The organism is Streptomyces sp. TLI_053 (assembly GCF_900105395.1).
In the GTDB taxonomy this organism is placed as follows: Bacteria; Actinomycetota; Actinomycetes; order Streptomycetales; family Streptomycetaceae; genus Kitasatospora.
This window is the reverse complement of record NZ_LT629775.1, coordinates 4295343-4319006: the sequence shown is the minus strand read 5'-3', so window position 1 is coordinate 4319006 and position 23664 is coordinate 4295343. Positions and strand designations below refer to the sequence as shown.

The 23664-nt window shown below is 74.0% G+C and carries 18 protein-coding genes and 1 tRNA gene; 17 read left to right on the top strand and 2 right to left on the bottom strand.

Translation table 11 applies throughout. The features are described from left to right. Window positions 1-9 precede the first annotated feature (9 nt). Entirely contained in the window at window positions 10-1920 is a 1911-nt protein-coding gene (locus BLU95_RS17235; protein WP_093864934.1) for a dolichyl-phosphate-mannose--protein mannosyltransferase, read from the bottom strand. A gap of 97 nt (window positions 1921-2017) precedes the next feature. On the opposite strand from BLU95_RS17235, the gene rsmI reads away from it, so the two are divergent. The 8 genes from rsmI to BLU95_RS17195 all read left to right on the top strand — a co-directional run bounded on the left by rsmI (window position 2018) and on the right by BLU95_RS17195 (window position 10855). Continuing rightward, window positions 2018-2887 carry a 16S rRNA (cytidine(1402)-2'-O)-methyltransferase gene (gene rsmI / locus BLU95_RS17230; protein WP_093860805.1) on the top strand — a complete coding sequence of 290 codons (870 nt, stop codon included), beginning with the start codon at window positions 2018-2020 and terminating at the stop codon, window positions 2885-2887. Window positions 2888-3244: 357 nt separating this feature from the next. Further along, entirely contained in the window at window positions 3245-3694 is a 450-nt protein-coding gene (locus tag BLU95_RS17225; protein ID WP_093860804.1) for a hypothetical protein, read from the top strand. 52 nt (window positions 3695-3746) lie between these two features. Next, complete coding sequence (gene metG / locus BLU95_RS17220; protein ID WP_093860803.1) at window positions 3747-5366, top strand: methionine--tRNA ligase; 1620 nt, start codon at window positions 3747-3749, stop codon at window positions 5364-5366. A gap of 32 nt (window positions 5367-5398) precedes the next feature. Continuing rightward, a complete protein-coding gene (locus tag BLU95_RS17215) occupies window positions 5399-6277 on the top strand; it encodes a TatD family hydrolase (protein ID WP_093860802.1) in 879 nt (292 codons plus the stop codon). 70 nt (window positions 6278-6347) lie between these two features. Continuing rightward, complete coding sequence (locus tag BLU95_RS17210) at window positions 6348-6947, top strand: Uma2 family endonuclease (RefSeq protein WP_231978609.1); 600 nt, start codon at window positions 6348-6350, stop codon at window positions 6945-6947. Between the two features lie 28 nt (window positions 6948-6975). Further along, the gene (gene rsmA, locus BLU95_RS17205; protein ID WP_093860801.1) at window positions 6976-7845 is read left to right on the top strand and encodes a 16S rRNA (adenine(1518)-N(6)/adenine(1519)-N(6))-dimethyltransferase RsmA; all 870 of its coding nucleotides are present in this window, start codon (window positions 6976-6978) and stop codon (window positions 7843-7845) included. A gap of 10 nt (window positions 7846-7855) precedes the next feature. After that, entirely contained in the window at window positions 7856-8791 is a 936-nt protein-coding gene (locus BLU95_RS17200; protein WP_093860800.1) for a 4-(cytidine 5'-diphospho)-2-C-methyl-D-erythritol kinase, read from the top strand. A gap of 219 nt (window positions 8792-9010) precedes the next feature. After that, entirely contained in the window at window positions 9011-10855 is a 1845-nt protein-coding gene (locus BLU95_RS17195; protein ID WP_093860799.1) for an ABC-F family ATP-binding cassette domain-containing protein, read from the top strand. A gap of 84 nt (window positions 10856-10939) precedes the next feature. On the opposite strand, the gene BLU95_RS17190 is transcribed toward BLU95_RS17195, so the two are convergent. Beyond that, entirely contained in the window at window positions 10940-12970 is a 2031-nt protein-coding gene (locus tag BLU95_RS17190; RefSeq protein WP_093860798.1) for an FUSC family protein, read from the bottom strand. Window positions 12971-13388: 418 nt separating this feature from the next. Between BLU95_RS17190 and BLU95_RS17185 the strand changes: the two genes are divergently transcribed. From BLU95_RS17185 to BLU95_RS17145, 9 genes are all read left to right on the top strand, one after another. After that, window positions 13389-13904 carry a DUF2563 family protein gene (locus tag BLU95_RS17185; protein WP_159424910.1) on the top strand — a complete coding sequence of 172 codons (516 nt, stop codon included), beginning with the start codon at window positions 13389-13391 and terminating at the stop codon, window positions 13902-13904. 43 nt (window positions 13905-13947) lie between these two features. After that, the gene (locus BLU95_RS17180; protein WP_093860796.1) at window positions 13948-15603 is read left to right on the top strand and encodes a WXG100 family type VII secretion target; all 1656 of its coding nucleotides are present in this window, start codon (window positions 13948-13950) and stop codon (window positions 15601-15603) included. Between the two features lie 98 nt (window positions 15604-15701). Then, the gene (gene mycP, locus BLU95_RS17175; protein ID WP_231978608.1) at window positions 15702-16967 is read left to right on the top strand and encodes a type VII secretion-associated serine protease mycosin; all 1266 of its coding nucleotides are present in this window, start codon (window positions 15702-15704) and stop codon (window positions 16965-16967) included. A 97-nt stretch (window positions 16968-17064) separates the two neighbouring features. Beyond that, the gene (locus tag BLU95_RS17170) at window positions 17065-18399 is read left to right on the top strand and encodes an MFS transporter (protein WP_093860794.1); all 1335 of its coding nucleotides are present in this window, start codon (window positions 17065-17067) and stop codon (window positions 18397-18399) included. Window positions 18400-18464: 65 nt separating this feature from the next. Then, a tRNA-Thr gene (locus BLU95_RS17165) sits at window positions 18465-18537 on the top strand. A 170-nt stretch (window positions 18538-18707) separates the two neighbouring features. Continuing rightward, window positions 18708-19376 (top strand): response regulator transcription factor, encoded by a 669-nt coding sequence (locus BLU95_RS17160; RefSeq protein ID WP_093860793.1) that lies wholly within the window; start codon window positions 18708-18710, stop codon window positions 19374-19376. A 117-nt stretch (window positions 19377-19493) separates the two neighbouring features. Beyond that, a complete protein-coding gene (gene galE, locus BLU95_RS17155) occupies window positions 19494-20456 on the top strand; it encodes a UDP-glucose 4-epimerase GalE (protein WP_093860792.1) in 963 nt (320 codons plus the stop codon). A 431-nt stretch (window positions 20457-20887) separates the two neighbouring features. Beyond that, a complete protein-coding gene (locus BLU95_RS17150; protein WP_093860791.1) occupies window positions 20888-21925 on the top strand; it encodes a LuxR C-terminal-related transcriptional regulator in 1038 nt (345 codons plus the stop codon). Window positions 21926-21991: 66 nt separating this feature from the next. Then, window positions 21992-23632: a polysaccharide biosynthesis protein gene (locus BLU95_RS17145; protein ID WP_231978607.1), complete on the top strand. Its 1641-nt coding sequence runs from the start codon at window positions 21992-21994 to the stop codon at window positions 23630-23632. The last annotated feature ends 32 nt before the right edge of the window (window positions 23633-23664 follow it).

The window sequence follows — 23664 nt, the reverse complement described above, 5'->3', positions numbered from 1 at the left end:
CCCCCGGCGTCAGATCCAGGTGTTGAACCACATCCGCTTGCGCCAGTCCTCCATCGGGATCGTCTCGCCCGTGTACAGGGGGTGGAAGAAGAGGAAATTCCACATGATCAGCAGGACCACCAGGCCGGCCGCGGTGCCGCCGATGATCCGGCGGTCCCGGGAGGCCCCGGCGGGTCCGACCAGCGCCCCCAGCAGCATGGTCACCGCGAGCACCAGGAAGGGCACGAAGCAGACCGCGTAGAACAGGAAGATCGTCCGCTGCTGGTAGGCGAACCAGGGCAGGTAGCCGGCGGCCAGGCCGCAGAGCACCGCGCCGGCCCGCCAGTCGCGCCGGGCCGCCCACCGCCACAGGCAGTAGACCAGGGCGATCACACCGGTCCACCAGAGCAGCGGGGTGCCGATGCCGAGCACCTCGCGGGCGCACTCGTTCACCGTGCAGCCGGCCGCGCCCTGCTTCGGCGACTCGTAGAAGAAGGACACCGGCCGGCCCAGCACCAGCCAGCTCCAGGGGTTCGACTGGTAGGTGTGCGGGTCGCTCAGATGGGTGTGGAAGTCGTAGACCGTCGAGTGGTAGTGCCAGAGCGCCCGCAGACCCTCCGGGATCCACGGGAAGTCGGTCGAGCGGCCGACCGCCCAGTCCCGGCCGTAGCCGCCCTGGTTCGGCACCGTGCTGCTGGCGAACCAGCCCCACCAGGAGGCGATGTAGACCGCCACCGGGACCACCACGAGCGAGACGAAGGCCGGTACCGCGTCCCGGACCAGGGTCCACCGGTAGGGGCGGTCGGCCCCGGCCAGCCGGCGCGAGCCCGCGTCCCACAGCACCGTCAGCAGACCGAAGGCGGCCGCCACGTACAGGCCGCTCCACTTGGTCGCGCAGGTCAGACCGACGCAGACACCGGCCGCGATCCGGTACGGGCGCCAGCCCAGGTTCATCCGGTGGGCGGTCGCCGCGTCCGGGAGGCCGTCGCCGAGGGCGCTCAGCCGGGCGGCGATCCGGGCCCGGGTGCGGTCGCGGTCCAGCAGCAGGAAGCCGAAGGCGGCGACGATCCAGAACATCACCACCAGGTCCAGCAGCGCCGACCGGCTCATCACGAAGTGCAGGCCGTCGACGGCGAGCAGCAGGCCCGCCACGCAGCCCAGCAGGGTCGAGCGGAACAGCCGGCGGGCGATCCTCGCCAGCATCAGCACCGACAGGGTGCCGAGCAGCGCCACCGCGAACCGCCAGCCGAAGGGGTTCATCCCGAACAGCTGCTCGCCGGCGCCGATGATCCACTTGCCGACCGGCGGGTGCACCACGTACGACGGGTTCGACCGGTAGGGGACGGGGCCGCCGGACATGATCTGTTCGTTGGCGCCGTCCGGCCAGCTGATCTCGTAGCCGCCGTGCCAGAGCGCGTAGGCGTCCTTGGCGTAGTACGTCTCGTCGAAGACGATCGCGTTCGGCGAGCCGAGGTCGGCGAACCGCAGCACGCCGGCGAACAGCGTCACCGCGAGCGGACCGAGCCAGCCGGACCAGCGGCAGAGCCAGGACCACAGCGGTGCCGGCAGGGCGAGGCCGAGCCGGAGCAGCAGCGGGGACGGCGGCACCCGCTCCGGCGTCACGCCCGGGCCGTCCGGCATCGGCGGGACCAGGCGCTCGGCCGTGGTCGCGGCGGGGGCCGGGGCGTAGCCGAACCGGGCCAGGCCGCGCAGCCAGGCGGGGCGCGGCGGGGGCGGGGCGGGTATGGAGCCGTCCGGGGAGTCGGGGGCGGGGCCGCCGGGCTCGTCCGGGCCGCCGGGACCGTCGGCGGCGTCGCCGGCCGGGTCGCGCGGGCCCGGCAGGGCGGGCGACGGCTGGTCCGCCAGGACCGGCCCGCCGACGCCACCCCGCGCGGTGAGGTCTGTACCAGTGGGCGTCTGCGCCGCCGTGTCGCCGTTCATCCGCCACATGGTAGGGGTGCGTCATGACGCTGGGACGGCTCCCTCCGAAGCTGCCCGAATCGTCACCAAAAGCGCCCGGCGGCCGGTTGCTGGAAGGATGGGGTCCGTGACAGGAGTACTGGTACTGGCAGGAACCCCCATCGGCGACGTCGCGGACGCCCCGCCCAGGCTGCTCACCGAGCTGGCCGCGGCGGACGTCATCGCGGCCGAGGACACCCGGCGGCTGCGCCGGCTCACCCAGGCGCTCGGGGTGACCCCGGCCGGGCGGGTGGTCTCCTACTTCGAGGGCAACGAGGTCGGGCGCACCCCCGAGCTCGTCGAGGCGCTGCTCGGCGGGGCCCGCGTCCTGCTGGTCACCGACGCCGGGATGCCGTCCGTCTCCGACCCCGGCTACCGGCTGGTGGCCGCCGCCGTGGCCGCGGACCTCAAGGTGACCGCGGTGCCGGGACCGTCCGCGGTGCTCACCGCGCTGGCGCTGTCCGGGCTGCCGGTCGACCGGTTCACCTTCGAGGGCTTCCTGCCCCGCAAGACCGGCGACCGCGCCCGGCAGCTGGCCTCGATCGCCGCCGAGCCGCGCACCATGGTGTTCTTCGAGGCCCCGCACCGGATCGCGGAGGCGCTCGCCGCGATGGCGGAGGCGTTCGGCCCCGAGCGGCCGGCCGCCGTCTGCCGGGAGCTGACCAAGACCTACGAGGAGGTCAAGCGCGGTCCGCTCGGCGATCTGGCCGCGTGGGCGGCCGAGGGGGTCAGGGGAGAGATCACGGTGGTCGTGGCGGGCGCGCCGCCGGCCGCGCCGAAGGAGCTGGGCCCGGCCGAGCTGGCCCGGCTGGTGGCCGTGCGGGAGGAGGCGGGGGAGCGGCGCAAGGAGGCGATCGCGGCGATCGCGGCCGAACTCTCGCTGCCCAAGCGCGAGGTGTTCGACGCGGTGGTGGCGGCCAAGAACGCCGCCGCGGGCGGAGCCGGCTGAGCGGTCGCCCACCCCCGGCCGGGGCGTCGGCGGGCGATCCGGTCGGGAACGGTCGTCGAACGGCCGGGGAACGGTCGGAAAGCGCCTCGACAGGCGTCTGAGCTGCGAGTACGCACGGTTCGTGGGCGAGGTGCCGCCGGGCCTGCGGGCGCGTACCTTGGAGAGAAGGCCCCGGATAAACGCCCGTCGAGCTGAAGCTTCGGTCGAGGTTTTCGGACAGGACCCACCCTTTCGTATAGGGCTTCCCAACCCCCCTCCAAGTCTTCACAAGACGGGCATCGACCGGGACGTTCCGGGCATTTGCTGGGATGGAAAGACCCAGCCGGGCGAGCGCCCGGCGGGCGCTGGGAGACGGCTATGAGCGAGACGATCGGTAGCCCCCGCGGTGGCAACGCCCTGAGCGACCCCGGCCCGAGCGGCGCCGGCCCGAGCGGCCGGTCGCACACCCCCGTCGAGACCGTCCGGGAGGCCTACTCCTTCGTGTGCCTGAGCTGCGGGTACGGCTGGGAGCAGGCGTACGACATCGAGCACCACGTGGCCCGGGACGGGCGCGTCGTGTTCGAGTACCACGCCAACGGAGTCCGGGTGCCGTCGCCGCTGCTCAAGCCGGCCTGCCCGGGCTGCGGCGGCCACACCGTCCGGATCATGCGCGAGGGCCGGGTGGCCGGGCAGGACCAGCCGTGGCAGCACGCCCCCGGGTACTCGTCGCACGCCGAGCCGGCCCTGCCCGCCGACGCGGCGCGGCCGGTCCGCACCGCCCCCTCGGGCGGGCGCTGGGCGCGGTTCTGGGCGCGGATGCGGGGCTGACGGTGGCAGCGGCGGTCGGGCCCGTACCCGGGCCCGACTAAGCTTGCCGACCATGGCGGCCACTGCAGACCACAGCACCACCGGGGGCACCACTCCCGCGTACTACGTCACCACCCCGATCTACTACGTCAACGATCGCCCCCACCTGGGCCACGCGTACACCACCGTGGCGGGCGACGTGCTGACCCGCTGGCACCGCCAGCGCGGCGAGCGGGTGTGGTACCTGACCGGCACCGACGAGCACGGTCAGAAGATCCTGCGCACCGCGGAGGCCAACGGCGTCACCCCGCAGGAGTGGTGCGACAAGCTGGTCGAGGAGGCCTGGAAGCCGCTCTGGCAGCACCTGGAGATCGCCAACGACGACTTCGTCCGCACCACCCAGGAGCGCCACACCGCCCGGGTGCAGGAGTTCGTCCAGGACCTGTACGACAAGGGCGAGATCTACAAGGGCGGTTACTCCGGCCCGTACTGCGTCGGCTGCGAGGAGTACAAGCTCCCCGCCGAACTGCTCGACGGTGCCACCGAGGGCGAGAAGCTCTGCCCGATCCACAAGAAGCCGGTCGAGTGGCTGGAGGAGGAGAACTACTTCTTCCGCCTCTCCGCGTACGGCCCGAAGCTGCTGGAGTTCTACGCCGAGAACCCCGGCTTCATCGCCCCCGAGACGGCCCGCAACGAGGTGCTGCGCTTCGTCGAGCAGGGCCTGCAGGACCTCTCCATCTCCCGCTCCACCTTCGACTGGGGCGTCCCGCTGCCCTGGGACGACAAGCACGTCCTGTACGTGTGGGTGGACGCGCTGCAGAACTACATCACCGCGGCCGGCTACGGCGCCGACCCGGAGCGGTTCGCCGAGCTGTGGCCGGCCTCGGTGCACCTGGTCGGCAAGGACATCCTGCGCTTCCACGCGGTGATCTGGCCCGCGATGCTGATGGCCGCGGGGCTGCCGCTGCCGAAGCGGGTCGTCGCCAACGGCTGGCTGATGGTCGGCGGCGAGAAGATGTCCAAGTCCAACCTGACCGGCATCGCGCCCACCGATCTGACCTCGCACTTCGGCGTGGACGCCTACCGCTACTACTTCCTGCGGGCGATCCCGTTCGGCACCGACGGCTCGTTCTCCTGGGAGGACTTCACCGCCCGGTACACCTCCGAGCTGGCGAACGACTTCGGCAACCTCGCCTCCCGGGTGGCGGCCATGGTCGGCAAGTACTTCGACGGCGTGCTGCCGGCCGCGGCGGCGCCGGGCGCCGCCGAGCAGGCCGTCGCCGAGGGCCTGGCGGCCGCGGTCGCGACCGCGGACCGGAAGATCGGCGAGGAGCTGGACTTCGCCGGGGGCCTCGCGGCGATCTTCGAGTTCGTCAAGCAGGTCAACGGCTACCTCACCGAGCAGGAGCCGTGGAAGGTCGCCAAGGACGACTCGGCCGAGGGCCGGGACCGGCTGGCCACCATCCTCTACACGGCGGCCGAGTCGCTGCGGGCCACCGCGGTGCTGCTCAACCCCGTCATGCCGGCCACCGCCGAGAAGCTGTGGGAGTCGCTGGGCGCCGCCGAGGGCCTGGGCGCGCTCGCGGGCCAGACCGTCGCGCAGGCGGCGCAGTGGGGCCTGCTGCCGGTCGGCGCCACCGTCACCAAGGGCGAGATCCTGTTCCCGCGACTCGAGGAGAAGCCGGCCGCCTAGGGGCCGACCCCGGGGCCGGAGGAGGACGACCGATGCCGAAGAAGGACGACGAGCGTTCCACCCCGCCGCCGCTGCCGGCTCCGCTGGCGGTGGCGGTGGCGGACTCGCACACCCATCTGGACATGCAGTCCGGCACCCCCGAGGAGGGCCTCGCCAAGGCCGCCTCGGTCGGGGTGACCACCGTCGTCCAGGTCGGCTGCGACGTGCCGGGCTCGCGCTGGGCCGCCGAACTGGCGGCCCGGTTCGAGCAGGTGCACGCCGCCGTCGCCCTGCACCCCAACGAGGCGCCGAGGATCTTCCTCGGCGACCCCGACGGCTGGTCCGGGCAGCGGCGCGAGCCGGGCGGGCAGGCCGCGCTCGACGCGGCGCTCGCCGAGATCGACGCGCTCGCGGCGCTGCCGCACGTCCGCGCGGTCGGCGAGACCGGCCTGGACTACTTCCGCACCGGTCCGGAGGGTGTGGAGATCCAGAAGGAGTCGTTCCGCCGCCACATCGCGATGGCCAAGCGGCACGGCAAGGCCCTGGTGATCCACGACCGGGACGCCCACGAGGACGTCATCGCCGTCCTGCTGGAGGAGGGCGCGCCCGAGCGGACCGTCTTCCACTGCTACTCCGGCGACGCGGAGATGGCCAAGGTCTGCGCCGAGCACGGCTGGTACCTCTCCTTCGCCGGGCCGGTCACCTTCAAGGCCAACCAGCCGCTGCGGGACGCCCTGGCGGCGACCCCGCTGGACCGGGTCCTGGTCGAGACCGACGCCCCCTTCCTCACCCCGCACCCCTACCGCGGCCGGCCCAACGCGCCGTACCTGATCCCGGTCACGGTGCGCTCGATGGCGGACACCCTGGGCCTGCACGAGGACGAGCTCGCCACGGCGATCGCGGCGAACACGGCGCGGGCCTTCGGGTACTGATCCGATCGAACGAAAGTCGGGTTCCGAAGGAACGATTCGGCACTCCTGGTGGCTTCCTAGGCTGGCTAGCATGAGTGCAGTGAGGGAGGTGGCCATGACCGCCATGCCGATCGACTGGATGTACCCGCCGTCCCAGGGCTGGACGTACGAGCAGGTCAGGGAACTCGATCTGCCTGTCGACTGGGAACTGGTGGACGGAGCCGTCGTGGTTCGGGGGATGACGAAGTGGTGGCATGACCAGGTGCGCGATCAGCTGCTGATCGCGTTGTCCGGTGTGCGCACCGCGCCACACGTCGTGAACGTCGAGCGGTGCGTGCTGCTTGACGAGTACAACACTGCCAAACCTGATGTTGTGGTCATCGACAGGACCGGCCTCGACTTCTTCGAGCTGGAGTGCATCCCACCGGAGTCGGTTGCGCTGGCCGTCGAGGTGGTCTCGCCCGGATCCCAGGTTGCGGACCGCTTCCGCAAGCCCGGGCAGTACGCCGACAAGGGCATCCCCTACTACTGGCGGGTCGAGCGCGGAATCGACAACCTGCCGATCGTGCACGAGTTCCACCGGGACGAGGAGAAGGGTGTCTACCTGCCCGTCGCCCAGCACGAGGGCGTGCTGCGGACGTCGGTGCCGTACCCCGTGGAGATCGACCTCGCGGCGGTCGTCGAGCTGTGAGGGGGCGGCGCGCCCGTATCCTTGGCGGGTGAGCACCACCGACCCCACCTCTGACAACAATCTGCTCGGCGCCGCGGACATCCGGGCGCTCGCGGAAGCGTTCGGCGTGAAGCCGACCAAGCAGCGCGGGCAGAACTTCGTCATCGACGGCAACACCGTGCGGCGGATCGTCCGGGCCGCGGAGGTGACCGGCGAGGACACGGTGGTCGAGGTCGGGCCCGGGCTCGGGTCGCTGACCCTCGCCCTGCTGGAGGTCGCCCGGCACGTCACCGCGGTCGAGATCGACCCGGTGCTCGCCCGGCACCTCCCGGACACCGTCGCCGCCCGGATGCCCGGCAAGGCCGACTCCTTCGACCTGGTGTTCAGCGACGCCATGCTGGTCACCGAGCTGCCCGGCCCGGCGCCGACCGCGCTGGTCGCCAACCTGCCGTACAACGTGGCCGTGCCGGTGCTGCTGCACATGCTCGCCACCTTCCCCACCATCGAGCGGACCCTGGTCATGGTGCAGAGCGAGGTCGCCGACCGGCTCGCCGCCAAGCCGGGCAACAAGGTCTACGGCGTCCCCTCGGTCAAGGCCAACTGGTACGCCGAGGTGAAGCGCGCCGGAGCGATCGGCCGCAACGTCTTCTGGCCCGCCCCCAACGTCGACTCCGGGCTGGTCTCGCTGGTCCGCCACGACCCGCCGAGCACCACCGCGAGCCGCGAGGAGGTGTTCGCGGTCGTCGACGCCGCGTTCGCCCAGCGCCGCAAGACCCTGCGGGCCGCGCTGGCCGGCTGGGCCGGCTCCGCCGCCGGGGCCGAGCAGGCGCTCGCCGCCGCCGGCATCGACCACAAGCTGCGCGGCGAGATGCTCACCGTCGAGCAGTTCGCCGCCATCGCCGAGCACAAGCCGGAGTAAGGGTTTCCCAGTGACCGTCACGGTACGCGTGCCCGCCAAGGTCAACGTCCAGCTCGGGGTCGGCGGCCTGCGCGCCGACGGCTTCCACGACCTGGCCAACGTCTTCTTCGCGGTCGCCCTCGGCGACGAGGTGACCGCGACGGCCGGCGAACCCGGCACGGGTGTCACCCTCAGCTGCACCGGGCCGGACGCCGACGCCGTGCCGCTGGACGACAGCAATCTCGCGGCCCGCGCCGCCCGGCTGCTCGCCGCCCACCACGGCCTCGCCGCCCCCGATGTGCACCTGCACATCGCCAAGGCCATCCCGGTGGCCGGCGGCATGGCCGGCGGCAGCGCGGACGGCGCGGCCGCGCTGGTCGCCTGCGACGCCCTGTGGGGGCTCGGCACACCCGTCGGGGTGCTGCTGGAGCTCGCCGCCGAACTCGGCTCGGACGTGCCGTTCGCCCTGGTCGGCGGCGTCGCCCTGGGCCGCGGCCGGGGCGAGATCCTGGAGCCGCTGCCCGTCGCCGGCACCTACCACTGGGTCTTCGCGGTCGCCGACGGCGGCCTGTCGACGCCCGCGGTCTTCCGCGAGTGCGACCGCCTGCGCGAGGAGGCGGGCACCGGCTCCAGCGACACCGAGGTGGTCACCCCCGACGCCGACCCGGCGCTGCTCGCGGCCCTCGCCGACGGCGACGCCGTCGCCCTGGCCACCGCGCTGGCCAACGACCTCCAGCCGGCCGCCCTGTCGCTGCGCCCCGCCCTCGCCGCCACCCTGCGGGCGGGCACCGAGGCCGGCGCGATCGGCGCCCTGGTCTCCGGCTCCGGGCCGACCTGCGCCTTCCTGGCCAAGGACGCCGACGGCGCCGAGGCCGTCGCGGCCGCGCTGCGGGCCTCCGGCAGCTGCCGCGCCGCGCACGCCACGTACGGGCCGGTGCCGGGCGCGGCGGTGACGGCGGGGGAGTAGCGGCGGACGCCGGGTCGGGCAGCCGGGCAGCCGGGTCGGACGGCCAGCCGGGTCGGACGGGCAGCCGGTCGGACGGGCAGTCGGAGCGGGGCGGGCGGGACGCCGGGCCGGCCGGGTGGGGAGCCGCAGCGGGAGGGCAGTCGGAGCGGGCCCACTAGGCTGGGGAGGATCCGGACCTCCGCCCGAGCCCGGACCGTCGAACCCAGGAGCGCAGCACACGTGGCCGTCAACCTCGCCACCATCGAGTCCGTCACGAAGGTGTACGGCACCCGGGCCCTTCTGGACGGGGTCAGCCTCGGCGTCAGCGAGGGGGACCGGATCGGCGTCGTCGGACGCAACGGTGACGGCAAGACCACCCTGATCCGGATGCTCGCCAAGCTGGAGGAGCCGGACGGCGGGCGGATCACCCACGTCGGCGGCGTGGAGATGGCCGTCCTCACCCAGCACGACTCGCTGGACCCCGAGGCCACCATCCGGCACGAGGTCATCGCCGGTCGCGCCGACCACGAGTGGCTCGGCGACGCCCGCATCCGCGACATCGTCGAGGGCCTCTTCGGCGGCCTCGACCTGCCCGGCTTCCCCGACGGCCTGGACACCGTCATCGGCCCGCTCTCCGGCGGCGAGCGCCGCCGGATCGCCCTCGCCAAGCTGCTGCTCGGCTCGCCCGACCTGATCGTGCTCGACGAGCCCACCAACCACCTCGACGTCGAGGGCATCGCCTGGCTCGCCCAGCACCTCCAGAACCGCCGCTCCGCGCTCGTCTGCGTCACCCACGACCGCTGGTTCCTCGACCAGGTCTGCACCCGGATGTGGGACGTCCAGCACGGCTCGGTGCACGAGTACGAGGGCGGCTACTCCGACTACGTCTTCGCGCGCGCCGAACGCTCCCGGATCGAGGCCACCGAGGAGCAGAAGCGCCAGAACCTGGCCCGCAAGGAGCTCGCCTGGCTGCGCCGCGGCGCCCCGGCCCGGACCTCCAAGCCGCGCTACCGGATCGAGGCCGCCAACGCGCTCATCGCCGACGTGCCCGAGCCGCGCGACAAGAGCGAGCTGATGAAGTTCGCCAACGCGCGCCTGGGGCGGACCGTCTTCGAGGTCGAGGACATCACGGTCAAGGCCGGCCCGAAGCTGCTGCTGGAGAACGTCACCTGGCAGCTCGGCCCCGGCGACCGGATCGGCCTGCTCGGCGTCAACGGCGCCGGCAAGACCTCGCTGCTGCGGGCGCTGCGCGACGCCTACACCTCGGAGGGCGACATCCAGCCCGCGTCCGGTGTGGTCAAGGTCGGCAAGACGGTGCGGTTGGCGTACCTCTCCCAGGAGGTCGCCGAGCTCGACCCGGCCACCCGGGTGCTGCAGGCCGTCGAGCAGGTCCGCTCCCGGGTCGACCTCGGCAAGGGCCGGGAGATGAGCGCCGGCCAGCTGTGCGAGCAGTTCGGCTTCGGCAAGGACAAGCAGTGGACGCCGGTCGGCGACCTGTCCGGCGGCGAGCGGCGGCGGCTCCAGCTGCTCCGGCTGCTGATGGACGAGCCCAACGTGCTCTTCCTCGACGAGCCCACCAACGACCTCGACATCGAGACGCTGAACCAGCTGGAGGACCTCCTCGACGGCTGGCCCGGTTCGATGATCGTCATCAGCCACGACCGCTTCTTCATCGAGCGGACCACCGACGTCACCTACGCGCTGCTCGGTGACCGGCGGATGCGGATGCTGCCGAACGGCGTCGACGAGTACCTGCAGCGGCGGGCCGCGATGGCGGCGGCCGCCGCCGCTGCGGCCGCGGCCTCGGTGGCGTCCGGCGCGAGCGGTGCCGCCGCAGCGGGCGGCGCGGAGGACTCGGCGCCCGCGCTGTCGGGCGGCGACCTGCGGGCGGCGAAGAAGGAGCTGCAGAAGCTGGAGCGCCAGATCGCCAAGCTGGACCAGAAGGAGTCCAAGCTGCACGCCCAGCTCGCCGAGCACGCCGCCGACTTCTCCAAGGTCGCCGAGCTGGACAGCGAGCTGCGGGCGGTCCGGGACGAGAAGGAGGAGCTGGAGATGACCTGGCTGGAGCTGGCCGAGCAGGTCTGACCGGGGCCGGGTCGTCCGGCCGGGTCCGGCCGGGGCCGGCGGCTCGGCGGGTAGGGCGGGCGACTCAGCGGGTAAGGCGGGCGGCTAGCGGCTCGGGCGGTCGGCGAGCAGGGTGTCCAGTTCGTCCGCCGCACGGCCCAGCGCACTGCGCGAAGGGTCGTGCGGCCGGGTCGGCCGCGCCGCCGCCCCGGTCGGCGGACGGTGCGCGCGCGCCGCGGCCGTCAGCTCGTCCAGCGCCCGGCCGACCCGCTCCACCTCCGCCCGCTCCGGCACCCGCCCGCCGTACCGGCGCTGCGCCGCGAACGCCGCCACCGCACCGCTCAGCCGCTCCAGCGCGGTCGTCGCCGGCAGCCACTCGGCCGCCAGCCGGCCCGTCGGCGGCGGCTCGGCCAGGCCCCGCTCCACCTCCGCGCGGGCGTCCGCGAGCGCCCGGTAGGCCGTCCGCCGCAGCCACACCTCGGACCGGGGCTCCGGCCCGTCCTGCCGCACCACCGAGGCCAGATAGGCCTTCAGCGCGGCAGCCGCGGACACCAGCCGCGGTTCGATCCGGTGCCGCGGCCGCTCCGGCCAGAGCAGATGGCCGAACAGCAGCACGATCGCACTGGCCAGCACCGTGTCCAGCACCCGGGGCCAGAACTCGGCGGCGCCGTCCTGCCCGCCCAGCTGGAGCAGGACCAGCGCCATCGGCGTCATCACCACGGTGTTCAGCCCGTAGTGCGCCGCCGTCGCGTACGGCAGCAGGGCCACACAGAGCGCGGCGATCGCGACCAGTGCCCACGGACCGGGAGCCAGCGACAGCACCGCCGCCGTCACCGCCACCCCCAGCACCGTCCCCACCGCACGGCTCACCGACCGCAGGAACACCGAGCCGAGGTCCGGCTTCAGGACGAAGGCGATCGTCATCGGCACCCAGTAGCTCCGGCTCAGCGGCACCGTGGCCATCAGCGCCGCGCCCACCGCGATGCACAGCGCCAGCCGCGCCCCGTACAGGGCCGCCCCGGGCGAGACCAGCCGCACCCGCAGCCGCCACGGGTCCGGCGGGGGTGCGGGAGCGGTGCCCAGTGCGGCCTCCCGGCCCGCGACCGTCGCCGCGGCCGCGCGCAGCGCCGCGTCCAGGGCCTGCCGGGACGGAGTGTCGGGCGCCCAGTCCGGCACGGGCACCTCGCCGTCGGGTCCCGGGCCGGTGCCGCGTTCGGGCCCGTCAGCGCGTTCGGGCCCGGTGCCGCGTTCCGCCGGGACGCCGCGTTCCACCGCGCGGGCCAGCAGGACCGGCACGGCGGCCACCTCGGGCGGCACCGGCCGGCGGGCCCACAGCAGCCCGGTGGCCGCCTCGGTGGCGGCGAGCGCGGCCCGGTACATGGTGTGGACGCGGTGGGCGGCGGGGCCGGGCGGGTTCCCGGGGTGCCGGGGGAGGGGCGGGAGCACGTCCTGCAGCTGGTTCAGCCGGGCGGTCAGTACCTGGCGGGAGGCCGACCCCTGGGGAGTCCCGAGATCGGCGAGCATCCGGCCGAGCGCGTCGTACACGGCGGCGAGCGCGCGCACACCCGGGTCGGCGCCGGGCGCCCGGCGGCCGCGCAGCGGCACCCCGAGCAGCAGCACCAGCACCGCACCCGCCGGCAGCACCGCCGCGGCGGCCCACCACGGGTGCGGCAGCGGCATGCCGCTCCCCAGCGTGGCGGAGACGAGCAGCAGCAGCCCCGCGGCCGAACCGCGCGGGCCCGTCGCACTCAGCGCACCGGAGACGAAGGCCGTCACGGTCAGACCGGCGCCCAGGGCGAGCGGGCCGGCCTGGGCGTGCTGGAGCGCGCTGCCGACCAGCATGCCGAGTGCCGAGGCCGGTACGGCGGTGGCGATCCGGCGGGCCCGCAGCCGGACCGGCTCGACGCGGTCGTTCATGGTCGCGTGCATCGCGCCCAGCCCGGCGAACACCCCGAGGTCCACCCGGTGTGCCAGCAGCCCGGCGGTCAGCGCCAGCGCCATGGCGAGCGCGGCCCGGGCCATCGGCGCCCACGGCAGCGGCGGCCGGGCCGGGCGGGCGGCCCGGGCCCACCAGGGGGTGGCGGGGGTGCTGGGGGTGGTGGGGACTGTGGGGTCGACCGGGGTGTTGGTGGGCATGCGGGGCGTCCGATCCGCGGCGGGGCCGGGGCCCGGTGGGTGCGGGGCTGGGCGGCGGCCCGGGGCGCTGCTGTGCGACGCTGCGCGGCAGTGGAGGTCTCGTCCGGTGCGACCGGACCCGGCCAGTCTAACGGCGCCCGCCGCCCGGGCGGCCCCGTCCCGGCACGGGGTGGACGTGTCAAGTTCGTACCGATCGCGTTCAGGCGGGGCACGGGCCCTGCCGGTCCGACGGAGGTGGTGGCTACGATGATTGAGGCGCCGTCCGTCCCGATGGGAGGACGGTTCTGCCGGATCGACCCGACGGAGCCGATGGGCCGGATCGATCTGTGCGGCCGGTAGGACCGAGCAGTTGACGGTGTGTGTCGCGGTGCGGCGACCTGCGGGGGCCGCGCCGTGCACGGGGGAGAGGTGGATTGCTGTGCCAGGCGAGGCTGGACCGGGAGGCGCGGGCTGGGCCGACGGCCCCGACGGTGAAGTGACGCCGTGGACGCTGAGCAACAGTTGGATCGGTCGCGTGGTCGGCCAGGTCCAGGTCGACGTCAGCGCCAACGCGCTGGTGGCGGCGTTCGGGTCCAAGGACGTCAAGATCGAGCTCGACACGCTCACCAACTTCAAGAAGAAGGTCGACGCGCTGCTGGCCTCGCTGGAGGGTTCGGAGGCGGCGCAGCACAAGATCAAGGAGCAGAAGCTGCACGCCGGGAACCTCGGCAGCGGCTTCCACGAGTCCGCCGACCTGATCGCCGCGTACGAGAAGACGCACGCGGCGATCGCGCAGCTGTCGAAGTCGTTCGCGGAGCAGATCGACAGGATGAGCAAGGCGGTCGCGCAGACGGCGGGGAGCTACGGCAACAACGAGGAGCACCAGACGGCGGCGGTCAAGGCGGTCGCGACGGACGCGGCCGGCGGGCCGGGGTCGAAGAGCGGTGACTACTGATGGTGCGCATGTCTGTGGGCGCGGCCGGGACGGGGGACAACTGATGGCGGGCGGAACGAACTTCGAAGGCATCAATCATCCGCAGCTCAAGTCCATGGTGGCCGGCAGCGATCCGTCCAAGGTGACCGGTCGTGGCAACCAGCTCAAGGCCGCCGGGCGCGTCCTGGACGAGCTCAGCAAGGCTCTGGCCGCCCATGTGACCCAGATCCAGTGGGAGGGCCCGGCCGCCGAGAACTTCAAGTCGTGGGCGAGTGACCTGCACAAGTCGGCGTCCATGATCAGTGAGTACTCGAAGGGCGCGGGCGACGCGATGGTGCAGGCCGGCGAGGCCTTGAGCAGCGCGAAGACCGGCGTGCCGGAGGTCCCGACCAAGGACATCGACACGGTCAAGCGGCACTCCGAGCAGCCGTGCCTCAAGCCTTCGCCGTTGAGCATCGCCGGATTCGGCAACCCGTCCGTCTCCACCGACGCGATCATGAAGAAGGAGGACCCGACCTGGGTCTCCTACACGGAGGCCGCGGCGGCGCAGAAGCGGGTGGACACCGCGCACCAGGAAGCCATCCACCAGATGGAGAAGCTGGGACAGGCGTACGAGGCGGCGACGACCCAGCTCAACTCGCTCAAGATGCCCGATCTGCCAGGTACTCCCGATGACGGGCCGAAGGCGGTCGACGGAGGAACCGAGGTGCCGGTGGGGTCCGGTGGCGGACGCTACGGCTCCGGCGGAAGCAGCCGAGGTACCCGCAGCGGCAATACCGGCGGCAGCGGCTACAGCCCGCCCTCCGGTGGCGACAGGAGCGGTGGCGGTTCCGTGCCGCCGCGTCCGCCGGTGCTGGTGACGCCCGGGCCGACCCCGCCCGGGAAGGTCACGCCGACTCCGCCGCGGCACGGCACTCCGGTGCCGCTGCCGGGTGACCCGAACACGCCGGGACCGGTGCCGACGGGACCGACGCACCCCGGGGACCGTCCCGGCACCGGGCTGGACAGCCTGCCGACGGTGCCGACCCTGCCCGGCCCGACCGGGCCGGGGACTCCCGGGGGCGGTCCCGCACCGATGTACCCCCAGGGCGGCGGCCCCGGGCACCCGGGTACGCCCGGTGGCGGTCCCGGCGGGTTCCCCGGCGGGGGGCCGATCCCGTTCGGCGGGACCGGTCCGTTCACCGGTGGGACCACTCCGCTGAAGAGCGGCGGAGGCTCGGTGCCGCCGGGCCGGACCGGCACCGTCGGGGGCGGCCTGCCGACGAAGAACGGCGGTCCGGGCGCGAGCAACGGCGGCACGGTCTTCGGAGCGCGCGAGGCCCAGGGCCGGTCCGGCGGGTCCGGTGCCGGCGGTTTCGGCGGTCCGGGTGGCGGCATGCACCAGGGCGGCGGCCACGGTGGTGGCGCTGTCGGCGGTGCGCGCGGCCGGGGCTACAGCTCGACCGGCGGTGGCGTGATCGGCGGGGCGAAGGGGCCGGTGGCCGCCGGGGAGTTCACCCCGGGCGGCAGCGGCCTGCGCAACCGGGCGGCAGCAGCAGGTGCGGCGGCTGCCGAGGGCGCGGCGCGGCCGGGCCAGAACGGGATGATGGCCCCGGGCATGGCGGGCGGTGCGGGTGAGCGGCGCGAGCGCGACCGCCGCAACCGGGCCGACTACCTGCACGAGGACGAGGAGACCTGGACCAGCGGTACTCCGAAGAGCAACCCGGGCGTGATTGAGTAGTCCGGAACGACTGCCCGGCCACTGGGACTCCCGGTGGCCGGGCAGTCCTGCGCGGGGCGCGGTCCTGGCTCGATGGGGAAAGTGACGAGGGAGCAGCGATGCGGCGGATGAACGTAGGGGTGCGGGGATTCGCCGCAGCGATGGCGGCGGCCGGGATCGTGGCCGGGCCGACTGTGGGCCCGGCGGCCGCCGTGGACTCGATCCGCGATCAGCAGTGGCACCTGGACACCATGAAGGCGCCCGAGATCTGGCAGGCGAGCAAGGGGCAGGGGGTCACGGTGGCGGTGGTCGACGGAGGCTTCCGGCTCGATCATCCGGATCTCGTCGGTCAGCTGCTGCCGGGCAAGGACCTGAGCGGACTGCCCGGTGGGATCGGTGTGGACAAGAGCGGTCACGGCACAGGCATCGCCGGTCTGATCGCGGGATCCGGCAAGGGCCTCGGGGGGAAGGGCGCGTACGGCCTGGCACCGGACGCCAAGGTGCTCCCGATCAAGATCAACATCAACGACGACCCGGCACAGCCGATCGACGCATCCGGCTACCTCAAGCAGGTGAGCCAGGGAATCACGTATGCGGCGGACCAGGGGGCGAAGGTCATCAATGTCTCCTCGGTCGCCGGTTCCTCCGGGGTTTCCGCGGGGGACGTCGCAGAGCTCGAGAAATCCGTGAAGTATGCCAACGGGAAGGGGGCGCTGGTTGTCGCGGGTGCCGGAAACAGTGGACAAGAGGGAAATCCCGCCCTCTATCCCGCCGCGTTGCCGAGCATTGTCGCGGTAGCTGCGGCCGACCGGGCGGGAACGGCCACCGACGAGTCCGAGCACGGCCCGCAGATCGACATCGCGGCTCCCGGAGTGGACATCTACACGTCGTGTGTCGCCGAGTCCGGCTACTGCAAGAAGCACGGGACCTCCGATGCGACCGCGCTCGTCTCGGCATCGGCGGCGCTGCTCTGGGCGGTTCACCCCGATTGGGCTCCGAATCAGATCATCCGGGTGCTGATCGGAACTGCCGGGAAGCCCAAGGACGGGTCGAGCCGAACGGATTTCATCGGCTACGGAATCGTCCGTCCTCGGGTCGCGCTGCAGACGCCGGGGGACCCGGGCTCCGCCGATGTGAGTCCGCTGGTCGAGCCCTCGGCCAGCGCGACATCCGTGGAGCCGTCCACACCCACCGCCGCCTCCCAGAGCCCGGAGGCGCAGCCCGCCCCCACCCCGCCGCCCCCGGCGTCCGCCGCCCCCGCGGCCGAGCCGAAGGACGACGGCTCGTCCCCGGCGCTGGTGGCCGCGGTGGTCGGCGGGTTGCTGCTGGTGGCCGGAGCGGCCGTGGTGGTCGTACGGCGGAGGGGCGGCCGGTCCGCCCGTTGAGCGGGCGGCGCCGGGGGGCGTGGGGTCCGGGGCGGGGCGCGGGTGTCACCCGGGTGGGCGCTGTCGGGGGTGGGGCGTCCTCGTCAGGGTTGGGGGTATGGGTGCGACGGGGCAGATGCGGCGGGCCGCTGCGGCGGCGCTGATCGGTACGGCGATCGAGTTCTACGACTTCTTCATCTACGGCACGGCGGCGGCGCTCGTCTTCGGGGAGGTGTTCTTCCCCGAACTGGGCACGGTCGGCGCGTTGTTGGCGGCGTTCTCGGTGTACGCGGTGGCGTTCCTGGCGCGGCCGCTGGGGGCGGTGGTGTTCGGGCACTTCGGGGACCGGCTGGGGCGGAAGACCACCCTGGTGGTGTCGCTGCTGCTGATGGGGCTGTCCACGGCGGTGGTGGGGGTGTTGCCGGGGTACGCGGCGTGGGGGTGGTGGGCGCCGGTGGTGCTGGTGGTGCTACGGGTGTGTCAGGGGGTGGGACTGGGCGGGGAGTGGGGCGGTGCGGCACTGCTGGTGGCGGAGAACGCGCCGGCCGGGCGGCGGGGGCGGTACGGGGCGTATCTGCAGTTGGGGCCGACGACCGGGTTCGTGCTGGCGAACGGGATCTTCCTGGTGCTCCAACTGTGGCTGGACGAGGCGGCGTTCAGGTCCTGGGGCTGGCGGGTGCCGTTCCTGGCCTCGCTGGGCCTGGTGGCGGTGGGGCTGTTCGTGCGGCTGCGGCTGGAGGAGACGCCGCTGTTCCGGGGCGAGCCGCGGACGGGGGCCGAGCGGGCGCCGGTGGTGGAGGTGCTGCGGGGGCACTGGCGGACGGTGCTGGCGGGCTGCGGCGCGATCACCGTGGGGTACGCGCTGTTCTACCTGACCACGACGTACTCGCTGGCCTACGCGACGACGGGGCTGGGGGTGCCGAGCACGGTGGTGCTGTCGATGCTGCTGGCCGGCGCGGTGGGGAAGGGCGTGACGGTGTGGCTGAGCGCGAGGCGCAGTGACGCCTGGGGGCGCCGGCGGACGCTGCAGGGGGCGACGGGGCTGGCGGTGGTGTGGTCGCTGGTGCTGTTCCCGCTGCTGGAGACGGAGCGGCGCGGGCTGATGTTCCTCTCGCTGGCGGGGGCGATGGTGGTACTGGGCTGTCTGCTGGGACCGTTGGCGGCGTTCCTGCCGGAGCTGTTCCCGACCCGGGTGCGGTACACGGGGGCGGCGCTGACCTACAACCTGGGCGGGGTGGTGGGCGGGGCGACCACCCCGCTGATCGCGACCAGGCTGACCGGGACGTACGGGACGGCGGAGCCGGTGGGCTGGTACCTGGCGGGGTGCGGGGTGGTGGCGCTGCTGTGCCTGCGGCTGCTGCCGGAGACCGGCGGAAGGGACCTCTCGGCGGTGTCCGGGCCGGCCGTCCGGGCTGCCGGGACCGATTTCCCATTCCGCCCCCCTGCCGTGTAATGTCTTCCTTGTTCGAGCGAACGGGCGGAGCGGAAGCGAAGCCGGGGAGTTCGGACAGGCAACAGGCCCCTATAGCTCAGTCGGTAGAGCGTCTCCATGGTAAGGAGAAGGTCTGCGGTTCGATTCCGCATGGGGGCTCGGTCAGGACCCCCGCCATCGAGGCGGGGGTCCTTTTCGTTGTGCTCGTCCGCCGGTGGCGGTGAGACGGTCTGGCACGTCGGGTACGGAATGCGCTGTGATGGTGCGTCACCGGCCGCCCGCTCCCGCCGGGCGGGGCCGCGGGCGGGACGCCGACCTGGAGGGGTCTCATGGGTGTTCGCCTCGTGGTGGTCGACGACCACCGGTTGTTGGCCGAGGCGCTGGCCACCGCGCTCCAGCTGCGGGGCCACCGGGTGCTCGCGGTGGGGTCGCCGGCCGCGTCGGCGGCCGATCTGGTGGCGGGTCGGCGTCCGGAGGTGTGCCTGCTGGGGGTGGCCGCGCCGGCCGACCCGGGGGCGTTCGACGGCTTGCGCAGGATCCGCCGGGAGCGGCCCGAGGTGGCTGTCATCGTGCTCGGTCCGGTCGGTGAACTCCGGGGCGTGGCGGGCGCGTTCGCGTCCGGTGCGGCCGGGTACGTGCCGAGCGACGAGCGGATCGAGGTGGTCGAGCGGGCGATCGCGCGGGCCCGGGCCGGTGAGGCGGCGGTCACGGTGGAGGTGCTGCGCGGCGCGTTCGACCAGTTGCTGAGACCGGCGGCGGAGCCGGACGACGAGGCGGTCCGGCTGCTGCGGCTGCTCACCCGGCGCGAGGTGCAGGTGCTGGCGCGGATCGCGGACGGCGAGGACACCGCGGCGATCGCGGCGGGGATGCGGATCGCCGCCAGCACGGCCCGCACGCACGTCCAGCGGGTGCTGATGAAGCTCGGTGCCCGGACCCGGTTGGAGGCGGCGGCGGTGGCGGCGCGGACCGGTCTGCTGGACCGGATGGCGCGCGGTTGACGGACGGCCGTCCGAGTGGTCCGAGCACCCCCGGTGGGCAGGGAGAATGGGCCACAGTCGTACGAACGTCCCCGATGGTCCGCCGACCGCGGACCATCGCCCGCTGGAGGTCGCATCATGAGTAAGTACCTGGTCACGGGTGGCGCCGGCTATGTCGGCAGCGTGGTCGCCGCCCACCTGCTGGAGGCGGGGCACCGGGTGACCGTCCTGGACGACCTCTCGACCGGCTTCCGGGAGGGCGTGCCGGCCGGGGCCGAGTTCGTCGAGGGGCGGATCCAGGAGGCCGGCAAGGTCCTCGACGGCTCCTTCGACGGCGTGCTGCACTTCGCGGCCTCCTCCCAGGTCGGCGAGTCGGTCGTGGACCCGGAGAAGTACTGGCGCAACAACGTGGCGGGCTCGCTGGAGCTGATCTCCGCGATGCGCGCCGCGGGCGTGCGCAAGCTGGTGTTCTCCTCCACCGCCGCTACCTACGGCGAGCCGGAGTCGGTCCCGATCGCCGAGACCGCCCGCACCGCGCCCACCAACACCTACGGCGCCACCAAGCTGGCCGTGGACCACCTGATCACCAGCGAGGCCGTCGCCCACGGCCTGGCCGCCGTCTCGCTGCGCTACTTCAACGTGGCGGGCGCGTACGGCGCGTACGGCGAGCGGCACGACCCGGAGTCGCACCTGATCCCGCTGGTCTTCCAGGCCGCGCTCGGGCAGCGCGAGCACATCGCGGTGTACGGCGACGACTACCCGACCCCGGACGGCACCTGCATCCGCGACTACATCCACGTCGCGGACCTCGCCGACGCGCACCTGCTGGCGCTCGACGCCGCGAAGCCGGGCGAGCACCTGATCTGCAACCTGGGCAACGGCAGCGGCTTCTCGGTCCACGAGGTGATCGAGTCGGTCAAGCGGGTCACCGGCCGGGAGATCCCGGTGGTGGTCTCCGGCCGTCGCGCCGGCGACCCGGCGGTCCTGGTGGCCTCCGCCGAGCGTGCCCACCAGGCCCTCGGCTGGACCCCGCGCCGCCCGAACCTGGACGACATCGTCGCCGACGCCTGGAAGTTCACCCTGGAGAAGAACGCCGGCTGAGGCGCGGGCCGGGGCCTGCCCCGGCCCGGCGGACGACCGGGCGCCGCTCCCTCCCGTACGGCGAGGGGCGGCGCTCCGGCGTTCCCGGCGCGGCTCCGGGTGCGTTCCGGGCGTGGCGGCGCGGCTCCTGGCGCGTTCCGGGCGCGGCTCCCACCGGGGTTCCCGGAGTCGGCGGAGCGGGCGGGACATCGCGCCGGGAGGCCGCATCTGGGCACCAAGTCACGCCAATTTCGCACCTCCTGACGAAACTTCACCAAATCCCCACCGAGCCCGCGCCCACCCCGTACGCTGATTCCGGTACCGGTGGGGGTCGGCACCTCGGCCCTTCCGGGCACCCGGGAGGTGAGCGGCGCAGGAGCGCCCGGACGGCGGCGGCGGGACCGGCGCGCCGTCCCGGACGCGGGCCGGAGCTGAGCAGGGGGGAAGTGACGATGGGGCGGATCCGCGTCCTGGTGGTCGACGACCACCGGATCTTCGCCGAGGCGCTGGCCGCGGCACTCGCCGCCGAGCCCGATGTCGAGGTCGGTGCGGCGGGCAGCGCGGCCGCCGCGGAGCGGGCGCTGGAGCGTGCCGCCGCCGAGGGCCGGGTGTTCGACGTGGTCCTCGTCGACGCCGACCTCGGGGTGGCGGAGGCCGCGGCCGCCCGCAAGCCGCGCCAGGCGGGCGCCGAACCGCCCGACGCCGTCCGCCGCCGACCGCCGGCGGCGGTGCCCCCGCCCCGTCGGCCGGCGGTGGCCCAGGCCGTCGGACCGCCCGCGACGGCCGTCCCTCCCGGGGCCGCGGGTCCGCCCGGGGCCGTCGTCCGCCATCCGGCCGACCGTCGCCCGGCCGCTCACCCGGCCGGGCCGCTCACGGCGGAACCGCATCCGACGGCGCCGGTGATCCCGGTGGCCGCCCCGGCGGTCCCGGCGGCCGTCCCGGCCGCCGGCCAGATTCCCGACGGCATCACCCTGCTGGCCCGGATCCGCCGCCACCATCCCGGCCTGCGGGCGATCGTCCTGGCCACCGCCGACGACCCGCACCGGGCCGCCCGCGCCCTGCACGCGGGCGCCACCGGCTGGGTGGCCAAGGAGAGTTCGCTGGCCCGGCTGCTGGCGGTGATCCGGGGGGTCCTGCGGGACGAGACCCATCTGCCGCCCGCGCTGCTGACCGGCGTGATCCGCGAACTCACCACCGCCCGCCGGGACCGCACCGAGAGCGAACGGCTGGTCGACACCCTCACCCCGCGGGAGAAGCAGATCCTGCGCTGCATGGTCGCGGGCCTCGGCCGGCAGGCCGTCGCCGAGCGGCTCTACCTCTCCCCGCACACCGTTCGTACGCACATGCAGAACGTCCTCGGCAAGCTCGGGGTGCACTCCACCCTGGCCGCCGTCGCGGTGGCCCGCCGGGCGGGCGTCAGCCCGTCCGAGCTCGCGGCTCCCGCTGTTCCGCCGTCCGTCGCCACGACCACCTCTCCCGGCCCCGGCTGATCCGTCCGTCCGTCACCCCAGCACCACCGGTTCGGCTCCGTCAGGTCAGGGAATTCCGGAGGACAGATGTCGCCGCACAGTACTTCCGCACGCCCGCACCCGACGCCGCACGGCGCCGACGGGGGCCCGGACAAGAACGCGAACGCAACCGCGGGTGTCCCGGGCGGCGGCCCGGAGTCGCCGGAGGGCGCGCCGGGGCCGTCGGCCGTCGGCCGCGCCGCGCCGCCCAAGGGGATGCGCACCCTGGTGGTCGGCGCCGGGGCGGCCGGGACCGCGCTGGTGCGCGACCTCGGCCGCGCCCCGGAGTTCGGCCTCGACCCGATCGGCCTGCTGGACGACGACCCGGCCAAGGCCGGGCAGTCGGTGGACACCGTGCCGGTCCTCGGCACGCTCGCCGATCTGACCGCGCTCGCGGTCGAGCACCGCGCCCAGGTCGTGGCACTGGCGATCCCCGGGCTCGCCCCGCAGCGGGTCCGGGCGCTGGCCACCGCGGCCGCGGCGGCCGGGGCGGCCGTCCGCTACCTGCCCTCCTTCCTCGCCGCGCTGCGCCGCGAGGTGGTCGGTTCGGACATGCGCAGCCTGGACGTCAACCGGCTGATCGGCCGGCACGAGGTGCATGTGGTCTCCGCCGACGTCCGGGACGTGATCGAGGGCCGACGGGTGCTGGTGACCGGCGCGGGCGGCTCGATCGGCAGCGAACTCTGCCGCCAGGTGCACGCGTTCAACCCGAGCGCGCTCTACATGCTGGACCACGACGAGTCCAATCTGCACCGGCTCCAGCTGGAGATCTGGGGCGAGGCGCTGCTCACCGACGACTCGCTGGTGATCGCCGACATCCGGGACCGGCCGCGGATCCAGCAGATCTTCCGGGACCTGGAGCCCGAGGTGGTCTTCCACGCCGCGGCCCACAAGCACCTGCCGCTGCTGGAGCGCCACCCCAGCGAGGCGGTGAAGTCCAATGTGCTCGGCACCGACCACCTGGTGGAGGCGGCGCTGGCCACCGGCGTCGAGCGGTTCGTGCTGATCTCCACCGACAAGGCGGCCGATCCGACCTCGGTGCTCGGCGCCAGCAAGCGGCTGGCCGAGCTGATCGTCCAGGCCAATGCCAGGGACGCCCGCAACCTGGGCACCGGGGTGTTCTCCGCCGTGCGGTTCGGCAATGTGCTGGGTTCGCGCGGATCGCTGCTCTCGGTCCTGGCCGAACAGCTGCGCAGCGGCGGGCCGGTGACCGTCACCCACCCCGACGTCACCCGGTTCTTCATGACCATCGAGGAGGCGGTCGGCCTGGTGCTGGAGTCGGGCCGGATGGCGCGCGGCGGCGAGGTGTTCGTGCTGGACATGGGCGAGCCGGTGCGGATCGTCGACCTGGTGCACAACTTCGCCGAGCAGGTGCAGCTGGCCCGGGACGAGGTGGAGATCCGCTACACCGGGCTGCGGGCCGGGGAGAAGCTCAACGAGGCGCTGTTCTCGGAGGACGAGGAGCGGCTGGCGACCGAGCACGCCCGGATCTACGCCACCGTCGCGGACACCGCGGGCGGGCCGGAGGACCTGGCCGGCGGGCTGACCGGGCTGTACGGGGCGGCGGCGGTGAACAGCGACGACGAGGTGCGCCGCCGGCTGGCCGAGCTGCTGCCGGGCTACCGCACGCCGGAGCCCGCGCCCGCCCCGGTGCCGGCGCTCAGCACGCCCTATCCGGACGGTTTCTGACCGGCCGGGCGTCCGGCCGTACGGGGCCCGAC